Genomic DNA, 18,015 nt, shown 5'->3' on the forward strand with positions numbered 1-18,015 from the left:
CCGGAGCAGGTGTGCTCGGGTGTGGCCATTAAGCGGTGGCGGTGTATCGCGTCTGTGTCCGGGAGCGGGGCGTTTGTAAGCGAAGGCGCGGAAAAGCTAATTTGATACACAGGCTAACAGAGGGCGGTAGATCCTAATTCCTTGAAATAGCGCCCTTTGTTCTTCATAGGAATTTGGAGAGTGGTTCAATCACTTACCATACACAACGGTAACCTAAAGATTGGGAGTGTAACGCCTCATTGGTGCAACCTCACGATTCTGTACTCCAAATAATCGTTGTATCCATGCAATAGTTCCGCTTGCGTCTTGTGTGATCAAGTTGGCATTAGGATAATAATCGTCTGCTCTCCACAATTCGTTCATAGTCGAGTAGTTTCTGATGTAAACCGCATTCGCTTCCGGAAAACCAATGACAGGTCGCTGCAGGGCATTTGCAACTTCCTGAGCTGCACCGGATCGACCGGAAAAGCACGCTAACAGAAGTATTGGCTCGTCCGGTGCTCTGTTCAGTCCCGTCAGTCTTGGTGCAATATCGGTCATCGCCACGTAAGACGCAGGTCGCATGACACCTGAGGTATCCATGAGTTGACCTGCCGGATTTCCATGTGTCTGGTACGCCAGGATGCCTTGTCCGTAGAGATCATCGTAGAACACAACGGGAGGTTGGCCGGGAGGGGCGTAAAGTACATTCCCAGCAGACATTGAAAAATCTTTGGCAGCAGAAGTATTAGCTGCACGTGCCCATTTTCCTACAAGGCTCATGACTTTGTTCGAGGCCTTGATGGCTGACGGTGCGAGTAGTGTTACTGACGATGCCAACCCTGTGCCCAATGAAATCCAGCCCAGAATTTCCGCTGCCTGCCGATTTCCTGTTTCCTCCATTATCGGGACGGCGAGCCCTGTCAGTAACGATATTGATCCCAGGGATGCAGAAGCCACCGCAACGACGACTATGAAAGTCATCGTTTTTGCCACCGCCACTGCCCCGATTACGACGGCTGAAATGACTGCTCCGGTAGACGCGGCCGTCATCACCCCTGCCACCGCCGCAATCATTGCAGCTCCCACCGGCGCGAATACTCCGAACGATGCAGCCATGAGTACTGCTCCCGTTACTGTGGCGACTATGACACCTAACCAGCTCCAGAAGGATTGGCCGGCAGGATCGATCCGGTTGATGGGATCCGCACCGCAATAGGCATACCGGTTCAGCCCTCCCTCATCCATTGGGCTGCGGCTGTCAGGTGCCAGAAACAGCATCAGTTCCGGGGAGTAAGGACGGTAGCTGCCGGGGTGATAGAGACTGGTCGCCAGATCGCGGAGCTCACCGGCGTAGCCGATTCGGCTATGTGCCGAGCCGTCATCGGAGCCATGCGCCGTGTAACTGATCAAGCGATTCTCGCTGTCATTCTCCAGGCGGACAGAGCCTTGACCATCAGTGCCGGTCAACAGCACGCTGCGTATCGATTCACTCAGCCGACTTTCGGCAAACACAGCGTTTGCAGATCGTACCAGCGTCAACAGTGCACCATTGGCAGATCGTTCGTTAACGACTTGATTGCCAGCATAAAATCGGCGGGCATTTGCGCCTTCGATTTCCTGTTCTGCCAGGCGTCCCAAAGGGTCGTAGCGGTAATGGCTGATGACACCGTTTTCTGTGATCTTGCGCACACGCCCGTTTGAATCCCATTCGAGCTGACGATACAGCACACCGTTGTGGCGCTCCGTTTTCAACCTGCCAGCAACATCCCAGGCCAAGTCGATATCGATATCCTGAACCCCACGGTGGATGATGGATATCGGGCGATCCGGGGCGAAGTCGTCATAGGTGAAAGTCATGGTGTTGCGGGTGTTGTCGGCGTAGGTAGTCTCCAGTTGCTGGTAACCGTCCAAGTCATTCAATGTGAACATTTGTTGCTTGATTCTTTTACCCGTTCGCTTGTCCAGCGGGGCATCGGGTCCGGAGGCCGAAGTTGTGAGCAGTCGCCCCCGGAGGTCATAGGTGTAATGTTCGTCGCTGCGCAGAACGTCTGCCATCTCCCAGCGACGTGATGCAACTTTGTCTCTGCCTGTATATGTCAGCGTTTGCGCCGTTGCTTGATCGGAACCGCTGCCATTGCTCAGCCAGGTGCGCTTCAGTTCTCTGCCGAAAGCATCGTAGGACAGTGTCTGCTGCAGGCTTTTGTTCTTTTCGGTATCCAGGGTGGTAATGATGTGAACCCGGCCAGCAGGATCATACTCAGACGTGACTATGACCGACCCTGATTTCTGAACGGTTGGCCGGCCGAAATCGTCGTACTCAACCAGATGTTCCGTACCTCCGACATCTGTGAAACCCAAGGCCCGTCCGAGCAGCGACTGGCGGGAGGTGTTGGTATGGGTTTCATTTGCCACCGTCCAGTCTTCCTTGATCAGGCGCCCGGCTTCGGAGTATTCATGTTTGATAACGCCCAACCCACCTGTTACTTGCGTTAGAAAACCTTCTGGCGGACGGAACTGATATGACACTCCGCGATCACCCTCGGGCACAGCTGAAATCAGGGCGTTATCGAGAAACCTTTCATAAGACAGTCTGACCAGTCGCCCATCGGATTGTGTCGCGGAAGCGGGTGGCAGTTGCCCTTCCAGGTAATGGAGTGTTTCAGTCTGATCTCCTGACCGGCGGCTGACCGGGCGGCCCAGGCTATCGAATGTCTGTTCCGCCAATACCTGTTCGCGACCGTCGGGTGAGGTCAAGGTGACTTTCACCGGATGCTCGCCTTCACTGTGAGCCGCGTAGGTCCAGCGCACGATGGTCGAATCTTCGCGAATGAAGGCCGTTGTCCGGCCCAATACATCGCGTTCTATCCGGGTCAAGGTAGTCAAGCCATCAGCTTCGACCTTATGGCCGATGGGGCGGTAAAGACCGTCGAAGGTCCAGCTTTCAGTACGTAGTACGGCACCGGGCTCTCCGTTGTCGGCGCTTGGTTCGCGCAGGGTGACTTTTTCGACTTTGCCCGCCAGGTTACGGATCACTTCCGTTTCGCCGCTGCTTTTGCCGTTGCGGTCCTGCTGCCAATGACGGCTGTTCAGGCTGATCGGGTCGAAGTTCGCGTGATGGCTGGTGCCGTCGGGTTGCCTCTTTACGGCGACTTGCCCCCAACTATCGGGTTCATTGGTTGTGGTCAGCCGAATCGGGTTGTCTCGTCCTGGTAGCCAATCCTGGGCGGTCTCAGTGCAAACGTTACCGTCATGGTCGTAAGTGCAAGACCACACTTCGCAAAATGCCTCGCCGGTGATATCGATGTCTTGCCGTTCCTCGCGCACGGTCCTGCCGCTGCCATCCAGATATCGGCGAAGTTTTTGCCGGGTAATATCGCTCTCCTCAACAAACACAGGGCCTTTGTGATTGCTGCCGGCAGTGCTGTAACTGCACTTGTTGGTCACTTCATAAGGTGAACCTGCCGAGGAGGTTCGCATTACAACGCGTCCCAGTAGATCATAGGCGAATGTCGTCTTGACTCCGTTTTCGTTGACTTCGGCCAGCGTCAAACCTGTCAGCGAATTACGCAGAGTGGAGGTATTTACCGCTAAACCATCATGTCCCGTCCGGGTCTGGATTTCACCCACCCCCTCGGCATCAAGTATGCGTTTGAATGTTGTCGTGGTGACAAAGCCGTTATAGGTGTTGACGGTTTGAACTGGCTGGCCGAAAAACGCACTGTCAATGTCAGTGTCCCAAATTTGCTCGGTTATTCCGATCAGCTGCTCTTGTGGAAGGGCAAGTGCCACTGCTGTTTCCAGGTGAGCAACCAGGCTCTGTACGTCGTCAGGGTTTCTCCGGGGAAGCAGCGAATATTGGTAAGTCGTTTTTATGGGCAGCGCCCCGGCGGCAGGAGTGGCGGGAGTCAGCGTCTTGTTTTCGATCCAACGGACAAACAGACCACCGTCATCCGGGCAGCCGTCACCACCGTTCAGAGGGTAGTAATTCGAGGTTTCGACACGACCATCCGAATAGCGCTTTTGCAGAATATTCCCATAGTCGTCGTAGTCAGTTTCCTCACGAATTTCCCTCGGTAGCTGCACACCATCCGTATAGATCTTCGACGCCGCTACTGGCAGTTGGAACCACGCTGGCTGTTCCTCCCAGCTTTTATGTGGGTCGTCGCCATAAACTGTTTTATGGGTGATGGTTTTTTGTTGGGTGATCATCTGGCCGTTTTGCAATAGAGAGCTGTAACGAGTCATCACTTCAGTGATTTGCAGGTGAAAGCGGTTCCAGGTCCTTTCGGCGGTGGCCAGGATTTCACCCTTTGCATTCATGACGGTTTCAATGCTGGTGTAGTGATAATTGGTCATCCGGTAAAGATTGTCGGTTCCGTCCTGCCAGCCTCCGGGTGGTGCAACGTCACCACCGAGAAAGTTGGAGGTACCGACGTAAGTGTATTCGCGATAGATTTCCGGTTGCCCGGCACCGGGAGCATGTCGGTGACTGTTGATTCTTGGCAGCCATTGGATAGGTGCGCCGGGTGGAAGACGGTGGCCCTGGTCACCGGTCGCGTATGTCATGGTGTCTTCACTTCCCAGCGGGCCGCGTACACGGTTGGGAAACAACAGGCCGCTGTCCGGGTCGCTCAAATATTCGAACGTCCAGCGACTGTCGCCGTCAGGCAGGATGAGATAAGTGAGTTGGCCATTCACTCGTTGCAGGGTAATCGCCGACTCGCTATCAGTGCCGGGAAATGCGCTAAAGATCACGCCTTCCCGGTTTGTGACGACCTTCAACAACGGAAGCGCAGGGCCGCGCTCATCCCAAATGCTCTCCAGATCAAACTGACCGTCGCCGCGGGGCAGCCATTTAAAGAACGCCTGACGCCCTTGGGGTGAGCGCATCTGAACGACCAGCGCCAAGCCGCTACGCTCCTGTACTTCCAGCCATTCGGTGTCACCGCTCTTGTGCTCGACGCGAAACATTCGCCCATCAATACCGATCTGCCGCACTACAAAACTGCGCAGTTTCTGGTCGTGAAACGCCAACAACCCGTTATCGGAAAAGTCCGATTTGTGCCGATCCAGACGAAATTGCTCACCCGTCACCAGGCTGAGACGGTTGGTGTTCAGATCCAGCATCGATACTCCCAACTGCCAGCCGTAACCAAACCCCACGTCAGAGTGCGATTCGAGGGGGCTGAAGCGCAGCGACAGACTGACAACCGGTCCGGCGAGATTGTTGGCCTGCAGCCCAGGTAGTTTGGCCGAGAGCGTGAATTGACCCGTGCGGGGATCAACCCCGGTACTGACATGAGCGAGGAAGTTGCTGGCTTGAGAATAAAGGCCACCTGCCGCTAGGCGATGAGCGAGAGCGTTGTTGTTATTGGCAGGTGGCATGCTCAAGTTCTCCTTGTAAAAGGTAGATGCTGTTCTATTCGTGTTGAGCTTTCAGTCAGAAACGAGAATACATTTGTCTCTACCTTCTACAGGGGGGAGCCCGAGGCTTCCCTCGACGAGGACGATGCCGGGATTTATCTCCGTTCCAGGCGGTACACCTCGACCCTGATCAATCCCTGTCATATCAGTCGGTTGCCCATGGATCGGATCGACAATTCTGTATTTGATATTTCCCAGGTTGAGATTGTCCGGAGGGTTGCGGATGCAATCCTCGTCGGCGAAGAAGGTGAAGCTCACTCCTTCTCTGGGGTTCTCAATAACGAAGTGAAAGTCATTGTCTTGTTTGCAGCTATTGGTTATTCCAAGCTTATGGGTTCCCGGAGTTAATGAGATTCTACAGTTCAGATCAACAATCCCTCCTCTCCCATATAGGACGACAGTAGGTGTTGTAAGAGTGGAAGGTAGTGGGTGCGCGCAGGCGCTCAAACAACACAGAATGAAAACTGTGATAAAGGCTTTCATTGTTTTCTCCGAATCGCTAAAGCCGGAAGGGCGGGCGATGCTTGAGGTTTGGATTAGTTCAGTGTTTATCGTTGTTGCTGTCAATGAGTATTCAGTGGAGAGACTAGGTTCGATTTAAATGTTGTCAATATCTCTTGGGTGAACTGCAGGCTACCATTCGTCGGGACTGTTATTTCTTACAGGTATGATTTTTTTTTGACTGGCGTAGCGTGAAGCTCGAAAGGTTGTTGAGGGGTTTGAGAGGGATTTTCCTATGAAAAAAAATAATCCACAGGCAACGCCGCCGAGAATTTTTTGGCCGAAAACAGATGAAGCGGTTCTTCAGAAATTTGTTGTTAGCGGAGATGGGCATGCGCGTTACGATGTTAGAGCCACTACTCCTGGCAAGGGAGACTCTATCAGCACGAAGATGGAGATACCGGGCCATGGCTGGTGGGATGTTCGAATAACGAAAGATTTTCCGGACAATCAATTTGTGAAATTTGACATTATTATCTGGAAGAGCAGTGAGGCCGGGCGCAGCCCCACCCACAGAGTCTGGATGCACCGTCCCGCGAGAATCGAATCACCGGTTGCAGGTACTCGGATCAGCCTTCATGAAGGGGTCAAAGGCACTGGTGGAATAAGAAACAGCGAAATCCGTTTGGTGTCTGAGGACGGACAAACCGTCTATGGCCGTGGCATGGTGTCTGACAGAGGCACTTGGGAAATCCGTCTGATAGATAAACCGCCGGAAGGAAAGTGCGATTTCAGGTTGGTGCAGGATCAAATAGGCGAAGGGGAGCGAGCGATTACTCAGAATGATGTAGTCACTCTTGAATTTTCAGGTGAATGAGCACATATCGGTTCGAGAGGTGTTGGCCATGGAAAGTTTACCCGAACCCTCAGAGGTCAATGGGGCGGACAGGTTAAGTTACTTGCTAATAGAACTTGAGTCGTCGCAGGGGCAACAGAATGCGCAGGCTCGAGTTTTTTCCAATGGTGTACAAAAGTGCGCAGTATTGATTACGTTACAGGCTCGTAACGCGAATGGTGAAGTGGTCACTATTGCAGATGATCTGAACGTAAATGTAGTTGAATACACGTCATCAGAGGCTGGTTGGAGGAGTAACGCCGATCCATCGCCTGCTGGTGTATTGCCTTTTCCTGAAAATATGATTCCCCATATTGCTGGGTTTGATAATGGAATTGAAGCTGAAGCTGAAGCTGTCAGTTCGCCGCAAAGCTATCAGCAGTTTCGTCGATATGTAAGTTATGACGATGTCCCGGATGGCACGGTAATTCAGTTTGCGGCGAAAGTTAAGTTGTCGGGTGTCGAATATGTCAGTAATCAGCGAGACGTCCCTTACGGTGGAGCGGGGGAAGGTGGGCGGTTTAACAGCAGTTTTCGCTTGAAGTCAGTCCAGCCCCTGCGATATACCGTTGCTAACGGAGGATTGTTAGTAAGCGATCCCACAGAGGTATTCAGTGGGTTGATTAACGGGTTTACTGCCAAAGTTCAGAATACTTATATGACTTTGCGCTATCCGGGTTCGACGATACCCATTGCGATTCTCCCCGGTTCAACTACCGCCGATTCATCGTTGCATGAAAACAAAGCAACGGCCTTTGGCGATCCCGGAAGTGCTGTAGCGAAAAAAAACATACCTGCTACGGATCAGCTGGGTCAGTCGTTGAATCAGGCGTTGGCGACGATACGCCAGCCTCGGTCAGGCGCGATTGCGGTGGCAGTGGCGATGTATGCCCGGATTATCGATTTTTTTCCAGAGCGGCAAATCAGTCATTACGACAGCGCAATGGATGTCTATGGGAACCCTCTCAGGTTCACGGTCGAATTAATATCGGATCGCCCCCAGCGTAATCCTTGGGTTTACCAGTTGACGACTGATTGGCGTGCGTGACTACCCATCGAACCTGATTCTCATCAGACGTCATCAAAAGGAGTCTGTATGCATACTTCCGCCCCCAAACCACCCCTTTCAAGTTGGCTGGTGAGTTTGACGGTTTTCGTCAGTTCAAACACCAACCTGGTGTATCCCAATGGGCGTCAGCAGTTGGAGGTGATGGTGCTCGTTGAGCCATTGACGTCTCAAACCATAAGTCCTGAAGAGTTGGCAAGCATCCGGCTTCTGGTTCGTGACGCTCAGGGCCGGTTCTCCCCTCTGCGTGAGGGTGAAGAGCTGAATTCATCGTGGTTCTTCAGCCATCAACGCAATAGATATATCGATTATCCGGGCTCCAGGAGTATTTCTGTGCCTGTTGACCCGTCATCGGTCTACTCGCGGAAGTTTTATGTTTCGGCAGGCAAGACCGATGGAAACGCGTCACGCATGGAAAAGCTGTATGTCGGAATCACACGACATATGGGGCAAGAGAGCCATGACTATGTCACCGATGGATCTGAAACGGGTTTCAACGTATCGGCGGAGGTTCGTACTGCGGATATTCCGCAGTTTCAGGTGCCAGGTAACTACCTCTTTGAACGCACGCTGATAGCCGGGGATGGTAATTCAGACATCTTCACCTGGCTGTACGCTTTGGCCGGTGCGAACGTACAGCAGCAGGTGGTGGGTTTCCATTCCGCGACGATGGAGGCCGATGGAATGATCCAGTGGGATGACAAGGATCCAAGCGTGACGCGCGCCTCTCATGTGGGGTATTCAAAGCCGGGGGAAACTACCCTTCGATATAACTCGGCCATTGAACTGGGAAATGTTTTTCAGCCGGTCATGCAAGTGAGTAATCCCAAGCAAAATTACGTCATGCTGGTATTGCAAGGTAGCAATGTCATTCCCTATCACAGCGAAAGCGCTATCCATCATAACGGGCCCTGCGTGTTGAGTGCCGTTGATGTCTATGGCAATGACCACCGATTACAGATACGTTTCAAGGATACCTCGCCTCAGGGGAGACGTGAGTTGGTGCTGTTTTGAGAATGGGAAGAGTGCAGCATGCTTTGTGAAAGCGGTGATGTGCCGCTTTCACAAAGTGTTTTACATCAGTGCAGCTTCAGGCGCGGCTCGGTGCCGCGTCCGATCTTGCTGCCGAGCATCAGCATCGCCGTGCGGAACGGCCCATAAAGCGCCATCTGGTGCATGCGGTACAGCGACACGTAAAACATCCGCGCCAGCCAGCCTTCGAGCATCACGCTGCCGGTCAGATTGCCCATCAAGTTACCCACAGCCGAAAAACGCGACAGCGAAATCAGCGAGCCGTAGTCGGTGTACTTGTATTCCGGCAGGGTCTTGCCTTCGATCCGCAATTTCAGCGACTTGGCCAGCAGCGACGCCTGTTGGTGCGCAGCCTGGGCCCGTGGTGGAACGTTGCGATCCGAACCCGGTTGCGGGCACGCGGCGCAGTCACCGAAGGCGAAAATATTTTCATCGCGGGTGGTTTGCAGCGTCGGCAGCACTTGCAGCTGGTTGATGCGGTTGGTTTCCAGCCCGTCGATGTCCTTGAGGAACGCTGGCGCGCGGATCCCGGCGGCCCAGACTTTCAGGCTGGCCTTGATCTCGTTGCCATCGGCGGTGATCAGGCTATCGGCGGTGACCTGGCTGACCGACGCGTTGGTCATCACGTTGACCCCGAGTTTCTCCAGGGTCTTGTGCACCGGCCCACTGATGCGCTCCGGCAGTGCTGGCAGCACCCGTGGCCCGGCTTCGATCAGGGTGATGTGCATGTTTTCCGGTTTGATCCGGTCCAGACCGTAGGCGGCCAGCTCATGAGCGGCGTTGTGCAGCTCGGCCGCCAGTTCGACGCCCGTGGCGCCGGCGCCGACAATGGCCACGCTGATCTGCTGGACAACATCCGTTTGCCCGGCGTGAGCACGCAGGTAGTGGTTGAGCAGTTGCTGGTGGAAACGCTCGGCCTGTTTGCGGGTGTCGAGGAACAGGCAGTGCTGCGCGGCGCCTTGGGTGCCGAAATCGTTGGTGGTGCTGCCGACCGCGATCACCAGCGAGTCGTAGGGCACTTCCCGCGCCGGGACCAGTTCTACGCCGTTTTCGTCGTAGGTGGCGGCCAGCTGGATCTTCTTCTGCTCACGATCGAGCCCGCTCATGCGCCCCAGCTGGAACTCGAAGTGGTTCCATTTGGCCTGGGCGACATAGTTGAGCTCGTCTTCGGAAGAGTTCAGCGATCCGGCGGCCACTTCGTGCAGCAGCGGTTTCCAGATGTGCGTGAGGTTCGCGTCGACCAGCATGATGCTGGCGGTGCCGCGCTTGCCCAGAGTCTTACCCAGACGGGTAGCCAACTCCAGACCGCCGGCGCCGCCGCCGACAATGACAATACGATGGGACATAGGGATAGCTCGCAAGGTTTTGAAAGGAAATCGGTACGGCTACCCGAGCGAGCGCGATGCGGCTCATAGCGTCAGGTAACTGATTAAACGGCTCAACAGGCCCAGACCAATGGTCACTGCCAGCACCAGCACCAGGAGCATCCACGGCCGGAATGGCCGGCGCTCGACACGGTGTTGGGACAACTGCAGGTACTCTTCGACATGCTTCTGGTCTTCGGGGTTCAGGCGGCTGGTCATAAAGGCCTCGTCAGGTAGACGTTACTGAATGAGAACACGCTACAGCGGTTTTCAACCGGGATTGAACGCAGCATAGCCACTGTCCGGGACCGGTTCGACAGACACACTGTCCCCGAGGCGAATGATCCCGCTTTGTAACACTCGTGCGGTGATTCCGCCATGCCCGCGCACAGCCTGGAACGTGCCCGGGCCAAGGTTGTTTTGCAGGCGCGCACATGGCTGGCACCAGCCTGTGGTTTCGAAAATTGCCTGACCAATGCGAAAGCGCCGACCCTTGAGGCTGAACAGGTTGATCCCGCTTATAACGAGATTGCGCCGCAGATCTTCAGGCGTGACCGGTTGTTCGGCCGACCGGCCCATCAGGCCGCTGATCACGGCCAGATGTTCCCACTGAATCAGCGTCACCTGCCGCGCATTGCGTACCCCGGGCCGCGCGTGGTCGCCGGTGAGCCCGGCTTCAAGCCGCGCTTCCACGGCGTCGAGCGCGAGCATCGGCCCCCGTGATTCGGGGCGCACGCCAATCCAGCGCACGCATCCGGTCTGCGGAACATCGGCAATCAATTGTTGAAGTGGCGTCACAGGCTGATCCCTACATCGAACACGATGCTGCGGCCCAGATTGCCGCGCAGGAAATCCGGGGCGTCGGGGTGAGCGAACAACACTCGCGCGAACGTCGGCCCGACCAGCGACAGCGAGCGCCAGCCCTGGCGCAGGTATTCGGTGGGCGGCGGAAAGTGGCTGTTGAGGTCGAGCACTTCGCGCTTGAGGCTGGCGAAGGCAATGATGTCCAGCTCGCCGAGATCCATGCCGCGTTCCTTGTAGTTGTGCGCTTTCTTGCGCAAGGTCGGCGCCAGTCTCAGCAGAAATTCATTGGCCGGAATCCGCCGCGGCTTGGCTTCACGGCGCACCAGTTGGCTGAGGGAAAACGCACTGCGCCGACGTTGCAGCTCATCGCGCCATTCGTCGTTCAGCCGACGACCTTCATCGAGGACGAAAAACACCTCGAAATTGGCGTCGCGAAACAGCACGTCCGGCGGCTCACCGGCCGGGGCGAATTCGTCGGCGCGATAAGGAATGTTCAAGCCTTGCAGCAGGCGCTGGCAGACCCAACGCTCACGCTCCCATTTGCGGGCATTGGACAGAAAGGCGTTGGCTTGCTCGGCCGCGATGGTCAGCAGGCGTAAATAATCTGAGTCATCCATAGGCCCAAGCTTAGCGTTCAATTGCGACAAGCAGAAAGCGTTCGCGCGGCAAAGTGCATCAGTAGGCAGTCGGGAGGGGCGGTGTAGACTGAGGGCACCGTGTATTAACGTCGAATGAAAGGGGCTGAATGTGAAATTTCGCTGGCTGTTGTTGTTCGCTGTCGTTCCGCTGTGGGCCCATGCGCTGGAAATCGGCGAGCGGCTGGTACCCTGGACGCTGTTGGATCAGTACGATCAGCCGTTCACTCTCGATAACTCCACTACGACGCTGTTGGTGGCGCGCGACATGGACGGCGCGAAACTGTTCAAGCAAGCCATGGCCGATCAGCCCAAGGGCTATCTGGAGGCGCGGCATGCGGTGTTTGTCGCCGATATCCAGCGCATGCCGGCGCTGATCGCGAAGATGTTCGCCGTTCCGGCGATGCGTGACTACAGCTATCGAGTGTTGCTTGATCGCGAAAGTCGCGTGGCCTCGCGCTACCCCGGGGCCGAAGGCGCGGTGCTCTGGCTGCAGCTCAAGGACGGGCGTTTGCTGGCCCGGCACGAATACACCCAGGCGGCTGAACTACGTGAGGCGCTGGAGCAGGCGCGCCCATGATCGGCGCCGAGCTGCTGTCGTCCGCAAGCCTGCTACTGGGGTGGCTGGTTTACTTGCCAGTGGTGATTTGGGCGATTAGCCGCGCGCCTTGGGTCGAGTTGTTCAGTGACAGTCGTCGTCAGCACTTGCTGTTTGGCACGGTGTTCGCGTTGTTTCTGCTGTGGCTGGTACGAAGGGATTTCGATACCGGCGTGTCTTACCACTTCATCGGCATGACGGCGGTGACACTGCTGCTGGACTGGCCACTGGCGATCGTCGGCGGACTGGCGGCGCAACTTGGATTGGTGCTGCTGGGGCGACAGGATCTGGTGGCCGTCGGGGTCAACGGTGCCTTGCTGATCCTGTTGCCGGTGCTGATCACCGAATGCGTGGCGATCCTGGTCGAGCGCGCCCAGCCACGCAATCCGTTCGTGTACATCTTCTGTTCCGGCTTTTTCGCCGCGGCGCTGTCGGCGTTGTTCTGCCTGACGCTGAGCCTGACGTTGCTGTGGTACGACGGCCTCTTTGCCATGCCGGAATGGCTGGAAGATTTCATCGGTTACCTGTGGTTGCTGATTTTTCCCGAAGCCTTCATCAACGGCATGGTGGTCAGCGCGTTGGTGGTGTTCTGCCCGGAATGGCTGGAGACCTTCAACCGCACCCGCTACCTTTCGGCGCCGTGGAAGGACGACGATCCCAAGTCTTGATCCACATCAAATCCACTCTGCGCGCGGCATTTCATGCTCGGCCAAATTCCTTCAGGAGCAGCGGCATGAGCGTGTACGAGTGGGCGAGGCAGGAAACCCGGCAGAGTCTGGAGATGGCGCAGGAGGTGGGGTTCGATCCGGGCCTGAGCCTGCGCGCCTTGCTCAGTGCGGTGGTGCAGCAGAGCAAGACGGTGCGCAACGCCGAAGACCTGGCCGACGAGTTGCGTTTTCTGGCGGAAAACCTCGACGACGATCAGGACTACGGCTTCATGCGGCCCTGAACGGGATCAGTGACGCGGGTCGAAGTCGCCGGAAAACAGTTCGTCCTCGGCATCCGGTGCCACCGGAATCTTGTGTTCTTCCGACGCCCAGGCGCCGAGGTCGATCAGCTTGCACCGGTCCGAGCAGAACGGACGGTATTTGTTTTCCGGGGTGAATTCCACGGGCGCGCCGCAGGTCGGGCAGTTGACGGTTGGGGTCTGGCTCATGATTGGCCTCCGGATAAAGTCAGGTAAAAGTGATGCAGGCGCTCGACCTCGCTGTGCAGCCAGGCGAGGTCGCGGTCGTTGACCACCACGTCGTCGGCACGGCTGACGCGGTCTTCGCGGCTGGACTGGGCCTTGAGGATCGCCTGGACCTGCTGTTCGCTGGTCTGGTCACGCTGCAAGGTGCGTTCGATCTGCAGTTGTTGCGGGGCGTCGATTACCAGAATTCGCTGGGTCATCGCGTATTGCCCGGATTCGATCAGCAGCGGCGAAACCAGAATCGCATACGGCGATTTTGCCAGCGCCAGGTGATGGGCGATTTCTTCGGCGATCAACGGATGCAACAAGGCTTCGAGCCAGCGCCGTTGCTCCGGCACCTCAAAGATCAGTTTGCGCAGGGCTGCACGATCCAGCGTGCCGTCGGCCTGCAACACACCGGGGCCGAAGTGTTCGGCGATCTTCGCCAGCGCCGGACGGCCCGGTTCGACCACCCAGCGCGCCGCGTGATCGGCGTCCACCACGTGGACACCAAGATCGATGAAGTGCTGGGCAGCGGCACTTTTACCGCTGCCGATGCCGCCGGTCAGGCCGAGAATCCAGGGTTTTTCCACAGGGGTATTCATTTCAAACCGACAAACTGCCAATAGAAGCCGGTTATTTGACCACCCCAGAGCAAGGCAATCCAGCCGGCAATTGCCAGATACGGGCCGAAGGGGATCGGCGTCGAGGTTTTCTGGTCGCGCAGCTTGAGCAAAATCACCCCGAGCACGGCGCCCACCAGCGAAGACAGCAGGATGGTCAGCGGCAGAATCTGCCAGCCGCCCCAGGCCCCGAGTAGCGCCAGCAGCTTGAAATCGCCGTGACCGATGCCGTCCTTGCCAGTGATCAGCTTGAACAGCCAGAACACCGTCCACAGCGCCATATAGCCCAGCACTGCGCCCCACAGTGCGTCGTGCAGCGATACGAACAGCTCGAAGCTGTTGACGATCAGCCCCAGCCACAGCAGCGGCAGCACCAATACATCGGGCAGTAACTGATGCTCGGTGTCGATCAGGCTCATGGCCAACAGGCCCCAAGTCAGCACGATCAGCAGGCACGCCGGCCAGCCGAAACCCAGGTACCAGGCAATGAATGCCGAGAGCAGGCCGCAGGCCAGTTCGGTGAGCGGGTAGCGCTTGCTGATCGGGGCGCTGCAACTTGAGCAGCGCCCGCGCAGGAACACGTAACTCAACATCGGGATGTTTTCCCACGCGCGGATCCGGTGGCCACAGTGCGGGCATTGCGAGTGCGGCAGCATCAGGTTGTAGGTGGGCAATGGCGATTCACCGGGCAGGCCCAGTACATCGTGAGCCTGCTGGCGCCATTCGCGCTCGAGCATTTTCGGCAGGCGCCAGATCAATACGTTGAGGAAACTGCCCACCACCAGCCCCAGCAGGAGGGCGGTGAAGACAAAGGCCAGCGGATAGAGACTGAAGAGTTCGTCGATAGGCATGTCAGATCGCTGAGCCGAGTTGGAAGATCGGCAGGTACATCGCCACCACCAGACCGCCGACGATCACCCCAAGCACCACCATGATGAACGGCTCCATCAGGCTGGTGAGGTTGTCGACCATGTTGTCCACCTCGTCCTCATAGAACCCCGCGACCTTGTCGAGCATATCGTCCAGCGCGCCGGACTCTTCGCCGATGGCGGTCATCTGCACCGCCATGTTCGGAAAGATGCCGGTGGAGCGCATCGAGAAATTCAGCTGCATGCCGGTGGAAACGTCCTGGCGGATACGCAGCACGGCGCGCTTGAACACCACGTTGCCGGTGGCCCCGGCCACCGAATCCAGCGCTTCCACCAGCGGCACGCCGGCTGCGAAGGTGGTGGATAAGGTCCGGGCAAACCTTGCCACGGCGGACTTGTACATCAATGTGCCCACCAGCGGCAGCTTGAGAAACCAGGCGTCGCGCCGGTCGCGCAGGGCCTGGGATTTTTTCAGGGCATGGCGGGTACCGAAAAAACCGGCCACCAGCAAACCGAGAATTGCCCACCACCATTGCTGCATGAATTCGGACAGGCTGATGACCATCAAGGTGAAGGCCGGCAGTTCGGCACCGAAGCCGGAGAATACCGCCTGGAACTGCGGCACTACCTTGACCAGCAGAATCCCTGTGACCACCGCCGCCACCAGCACGACGGCGGTCGGGTAGGTCATGGCCTTCTTGATCTTGGCCTTGAGGCTTTCACTCTTTTCCTTGTAGGTCGCAACCCGCTCCAGCAGGGTGTCGAGGGCGCCGGACTGCTCGCCGGCATCCACTAGGTTGCAGTACAGCTCGTCGAAATATTGCGGCTTCTTGCGCAGCGCGGCGGCGAAACTGTTACCGGCGGCGACCTCCTGTTTCACCTCGTCGACCAGTTTGCGCATGGCCGGGTTTTCGAAGCCTTCGCCGATGATGTCGAACGACTGCAACAGCGGCACGCCGGCCTTCATCATGGTCGCCATCTGCCGGGTGAACAGAGCAATGTCCTGGGCCTTGATGCGCTGGCCGAAGCTCAGTAGCGAAGCGGACTTCTTGCGTACCTTGCCGGGGTTGATGCCCTGCTTGCGCAATTGGGCCTTGACCAGCGCGGGGTTCTGGCCGCTCAACTCGCCGGTCACCTTGCTGCCTTTGCGGTCCGTGCCTTCCCAGGCGTAGACGCTGATTTTTGCTGCCTTGACCGCCATGTTCAGTCCTTGGTGACCCGGTTGATTTCTTCAAGGCTGGTGATGCCTTGCATGGCCTTGATCAGACCTGAGGTACGCAGGTCGTTGAATCCGTCCCGACGCATCCGGGCATCGATTTCCAATGAATTGCCCTCGGCCATGATCAGCCGTTGCAGCTCGGGGGTGTTCTTCACCACTTCATAAATCCCCACTCGACCCTTGTACCCGCCGTTGCAGTGATCGCAACCGGCGGGCTCATAGATCGTGAAACTGCCGATGCGTTCCTCGGGGAAGCCTTCCTTGATCAGGGTCTCGCGGGGGATCTCGATGGGTTTCTTGCAATGGCTGCAGAGTTTTCGCGCAAGACGCTGGGCAATGATCAGGCTCACCGAGGTCGCAATGTTGAAGCCGGGAATGCCCATGTTGTGCAGGCGAGTGAGGGTTTCCGCCGCGCTGTTGGTGTGCAGGGTGGACAATACTAGGTGCCCGGTCTGGGCGGCCTTGATCGCGATTTCGGCGGTTTCGAGATCGCGGATCTCGCCGACCATGATCACGTCCGGGTCCTGACGCAGGAACGAGCGCAGGGCCTGGGCAAAGTCCATCCCTTGGCGCGGATTGACGTTGACCTGGTTGATGCCTTCCATGTTGATCTCCACAGGGTCTTCGGCGGTGGAGATATTGATGTCGACGGTATTGAGGATGTTCAGCCCGGTGTACAGCGACACGGTCTTGCCCGAGCCGGTGGGGCCGGTCACCAGAATCATGCCTTGCGGCTGTTTGAGCGCGGCCATGTAAAGGTCTTTCTGCTCCGGCTCGTAGCCGAGGGCATCAATGCCGATCTGGGCGCTGGAGGGGTCGAGGATTCGAATCACCACTTTTTCGCCCCAGAGGGTGGGCAGGGTGTTGACCCGGAAATCGATCGACTTGCTTTTCGACAGACGCATCTTGATCCGCCCGTCCTGAGGTTTGCGTCGTTCTGAAATGTCGAGGCTGGCCATGACCTTCAGCCGCGCGGCAATACGCCCGGCGAGCTGAATCGGCGGCTTCGCCACCTCCCGCAGAATGCCGTCGGTGCGCACCCGCACCCGGTAGTTTTTTTCGTAAGGCTCGAAGTGCAGGTCGGACGAGCCGCTCTTGATCGCGTCCAGCAGCATCTTGTGAACAAAACGCACCACCGGGGCATCGTCGGCATCGATGCCGCCGAGCGTGTCCTGTTTGCTGTCGTCGACCGACTCGATGTCCAGCCCGTCGAGGTCGACATCGGCCATTTCCTCCAGGCCGGTGGCGTGGGTGTCGAAGAATTTTTCGATGGCGTCGGTGAGCTTGTCGTCCTCGACCAGAATGGCTTCGGTGCTCAGCCCGGTGCTGAACTGGATGTCATTGATCGCCTGATGATTGCTCGGGTCGGAAATCCCCACGAACAGTTTGTTGCCGCGCCGCCAGAGGGGCAGGGCGTGGTGCTGGCGCACCAGTTTTTCGCTGACCAGGCCCTTGGGCTGAGTTTCCCTGTCGAGACAGTTGAGGTCGAGAAATGCCATGCCGAAATGCTCCGAGGCAATCTCGGCGACCTGCCAGCTCTTCACCAGTTTGTTCTGCACCAGGTAGCTGACCAGCGACAGGCGATTGCGCTGCGCCTGTTGCCAGGCTTGCTGGGCACTCTTTTCCGTGAGCAATTCGGCCTGGACCAGTTGTTTGGCCAGACCGCTCAGAGCGATGTCATTCATGGGGTTTCCACGTGCTTGCCGTTCATGACTTATAGCCTAGTCAAGTGACAGCGCCAAACACGCGGGGTGCAGGTGACAAAAAGTGTCAGATAGTGCGGCTACGGGGTGTAGGAAACGGCACGGCGTCCGGATGATGCCCGGCAGACCGGGGCTGCAAGCGCTTGGCACGGGCTGTGCTGAGTACTTTCCAGATCATGAGATTCCGAC

General features: G+C 57.1%; 16 protein-coding genes. 6 read left to right on the top strand and 10 right to left on the bottom strand.

All coding sequences use genetic code 11. From position 1 onward, the window contains the following. Positions 1 to 213: 213 nt before the first annotated feature. Positions 214 to 5,367, bottom strand: a complete 5,154-nt coding sequence (locus CAF77_RS18365) for an RHS repeat domain-containing protein (RefSeq protein WP_085655052.1) — start codon at positions 5,365 to 5,367, stop codon at positions 214 to 216. A 775-nt stretch (positions 5,368 to 6,142) separates the two neighbouring features. Between CAF77_RS18365 and CAF77_RS18375 the strand changes: the two genes are divergently transcribed. Genes CAF77_RS18375 through CAF77_RS18385 form a run of 3 tightly spaced genes read left to right on the top strand, consistent with a single transcriptional unit; the run spans position 6,143 to position 8,822 of the window. Further along, a complete protein-coding gene (locus CAF77_RS18375) occupies positions 6,143 to 6,724 on the top strand; it encodes a hypothetical protein (protein ID WP_064382088.1) in 582 nt (193 codons plus the stop codon). Positions 6,725 to 6,752: 28 nt separating this feature from the next. Then, positions 6,753 to 7,790: a hypothetical protein gene (locus CAF77_RS18380; RefSeq protein ID WP_139831609.1), complete on the top strand. Its 1,038-nt coding sequence runs from the start codon at positions 6,753 to 6,755 to the stop codon at positions 7,788 to 7,790. A 48-nt stretch (positions 7,791 to 7,838) separates the two neighbouring features. Further along, complete coding sequence (locus CAF77_RS18385; RefSeq protein ID WP_064382086.1) at positions 7,839 to 8,822, top strand: hypothetical protein; 984 nt, start codon at positions 7,839 to 7,841, stop codon at positions 8,820 to 8,822. Positions 8,823 to 8,887: 65 nt separating this feature from the next. On the opposite strand, the gene CAF77_RS18390 is transcribed toward CAF77_RS18385, so the two are convergent. The 4 genes from CAF77_RS18390 to CAF77_RS18405 all read right to left on the bottom strand — a co-directional run bounded on the left by CAF77_RS18390 (position 8,888) and on the right by CAF77_RS18405 (position 11,625). Beyond that, entirely contained in the window at positions 8,888 to 10,186 is a 1,299-nt protein-coding gene (locus tag CAF77_RS18390; protein WP_064382085.1) for an NAD(P)/FAD-dependent oxidoreductase, read from the bottom strand. Positions 10,187 to 10,249: 63 nt separating this feature from the next. Then, positions 10,250 to 10,423, bottom strand: coding sequence for a DUF3094 family protein (locus CAF77_RS18395; RefSeq protein WP_003228304.1), 174 nt, complete (start codon positions 10,421 to 10,423; stop codon positions 10,250 to 10,252). Positions 10,424 to 10,474: 51 nt separating this feature from the next. Further along, positions 10,475 to 11,002 carry an MOSC domain-containing protein gene (locus CAF77_RS18400; protein ID WP_085655054.1) on the bottom strand — a complete coding sequence of 176 codons (528 nt, stop codon included), beginning with the start codon at positions 11,000 to 11,002 and terminating at the stop codon, positions 10,475 to 10,477. After that, positions 10,999 to 11,625 carry a DUF1780 domain-containing protein gene (locus tag CAF77_RS18405; protein ID WP_007959580.1) on the bottom strand — a complete coding sequence of 209 codons (627 nt, stop codon included), beginning with the start codon at positions 11,623 to 11,625 and terminating at the stop codon, positions 10,999 to 11,001. The genes CAF77_RS18400 and CAF77_RS18405 overlap by 4 nt, the downstream gene beginning before the upstream one ends. 130 nt (positions 11,626 to 11,755) lie before the next feature. Between CAF77_RS18405 and CAF77_RS18410 the strand changes: the two genes are divergently transcribed. The 3 genes from CAF77_RS18410 to CAF77_RS18420 all read left to right on the top strand — a co-directional run bounded on the left by CAF77_RS18410 (position 11,756) and on the right by CAF77_RS18420 (position 13,190). Then, positions 11,756 to 12,223, top strand: coding sequence for a hypothetical protein (locus CAF77_RS18410; protein WP_064382083.1), 468 nt, complete (start codon positions 11,756 to 11,758; stop codon positions 12,221 to 12,223). Further along, complete coding sequence (locus tag CAF77_RS18415; RefSeq protein WP_085655056.1) at positions 12,220 to 12,909, top strand: energy-coupling factor ABC transporter permease; 690 nt, start codon at positions 12,220 to 12,222, stop codon at positions 12,907 to 12,909. The genes CAF77_RS18410 and CAF77_RS18415 overlap by 4 nt, the downstream gene beginning before the upstream one ends. Before the next feature lie 65 nt (positions 12,910 to 12,974). Further along, positions 12,975 to 13,190, top strand: a complete 216-nt coding sequence (locus CAF77_RS18420) for a hypothetical protein (protein ID WP_064382081.1) — start codon at positions 12,975 to 12,977, stop codon at positions 13,188 to 13,190. Positions 13,191 to 13,196: 6 nt separating this feature from the next. Here the strand turns inward: CAF77_RS18420 and yacG are convergent, their stop codons facing one another. Genes yacG through pilB form a run of 5 tightly spaced genes read right to left on the bottom strand, consistent with a single transcriptional unit; the run spans position 13,197 to position 17,808 of the window. Further along, a complete protein-coding gene (yacG, locus tag CAF77_RS18425; protein ID WP_011335983.1) occupies positions 13,197 to 13,397 on the bottom strand; it encodes a DNA gyrase inhibitor YacG in 201 nt (66 codons plus the stop codon). Beyond that, positions 13,394 to 14,017 (bottom strand): dephospho-CoA kinase, encoded by a 624-nt coding sequence (gene coaE, locus CAF77_RS18430; protein ID WP_064382080.1) that lies wholly within the window; start codon positions 14,015 to 14,017, stop codon positions 13,394 to 13,396. The genes yacG and coaE overlap by 4 nt, the downstream gene beginning before the upstream one ends. Further along, entirely contained in the window at positions 14,014 to 14,886 is an 873-nt protein-coding gene (locus CAF77_RS18435) for an A24 family peptidase (RefSeq protein WP_064382079.1), read from the bottom strand. The genes coaE and CAF77_RS18435 overlap by 4 nt, the downstream gene beginning before the upstream one ends. 1 nt (position 14,887) lies before the next feature. Continuing rightward, on the bottom strand, positions 14,888 to 16,105 hold the full coding sequence (locus CAF77_RS18440) for a type II secretion system F family protein (protein ID WP_064382078.1): 1,218 nt from the start codon (positions 16,103 to 16,105) through the stop codon (positions 14,888 to 14,890). A 2-nt stretch (positions 16,106 to 16,107) separates the two neighbouring features. Then, positions 16,108 to 17,808 carry a type IV-A pilus assembly ATPase PilB gene (pilB, locus tag CAF77_RS18445; protein ID WP_085655057.1) on the bottom strand — a complete coding sequence of 567 codons (1,701 nt, stop codon included), beginning with the start codon at positions 17,806 to 17,808 and terminating at the stop codon, positions 16,108 to 16,110. Positions 17,809 to 18,015 lie beyond the last annotated feature (207 nt).

It is taken from the genome of Pseudomonas sp. R15(2017) (genome assembly GCF_002112685.1).
GTDB lineage: Bacteria > Pseudomonadota > Gammaproteobacteria > Pseudomonadales > Pseudomonadaceae > Aquipseudomonas > Aquipseudomonas glycinae.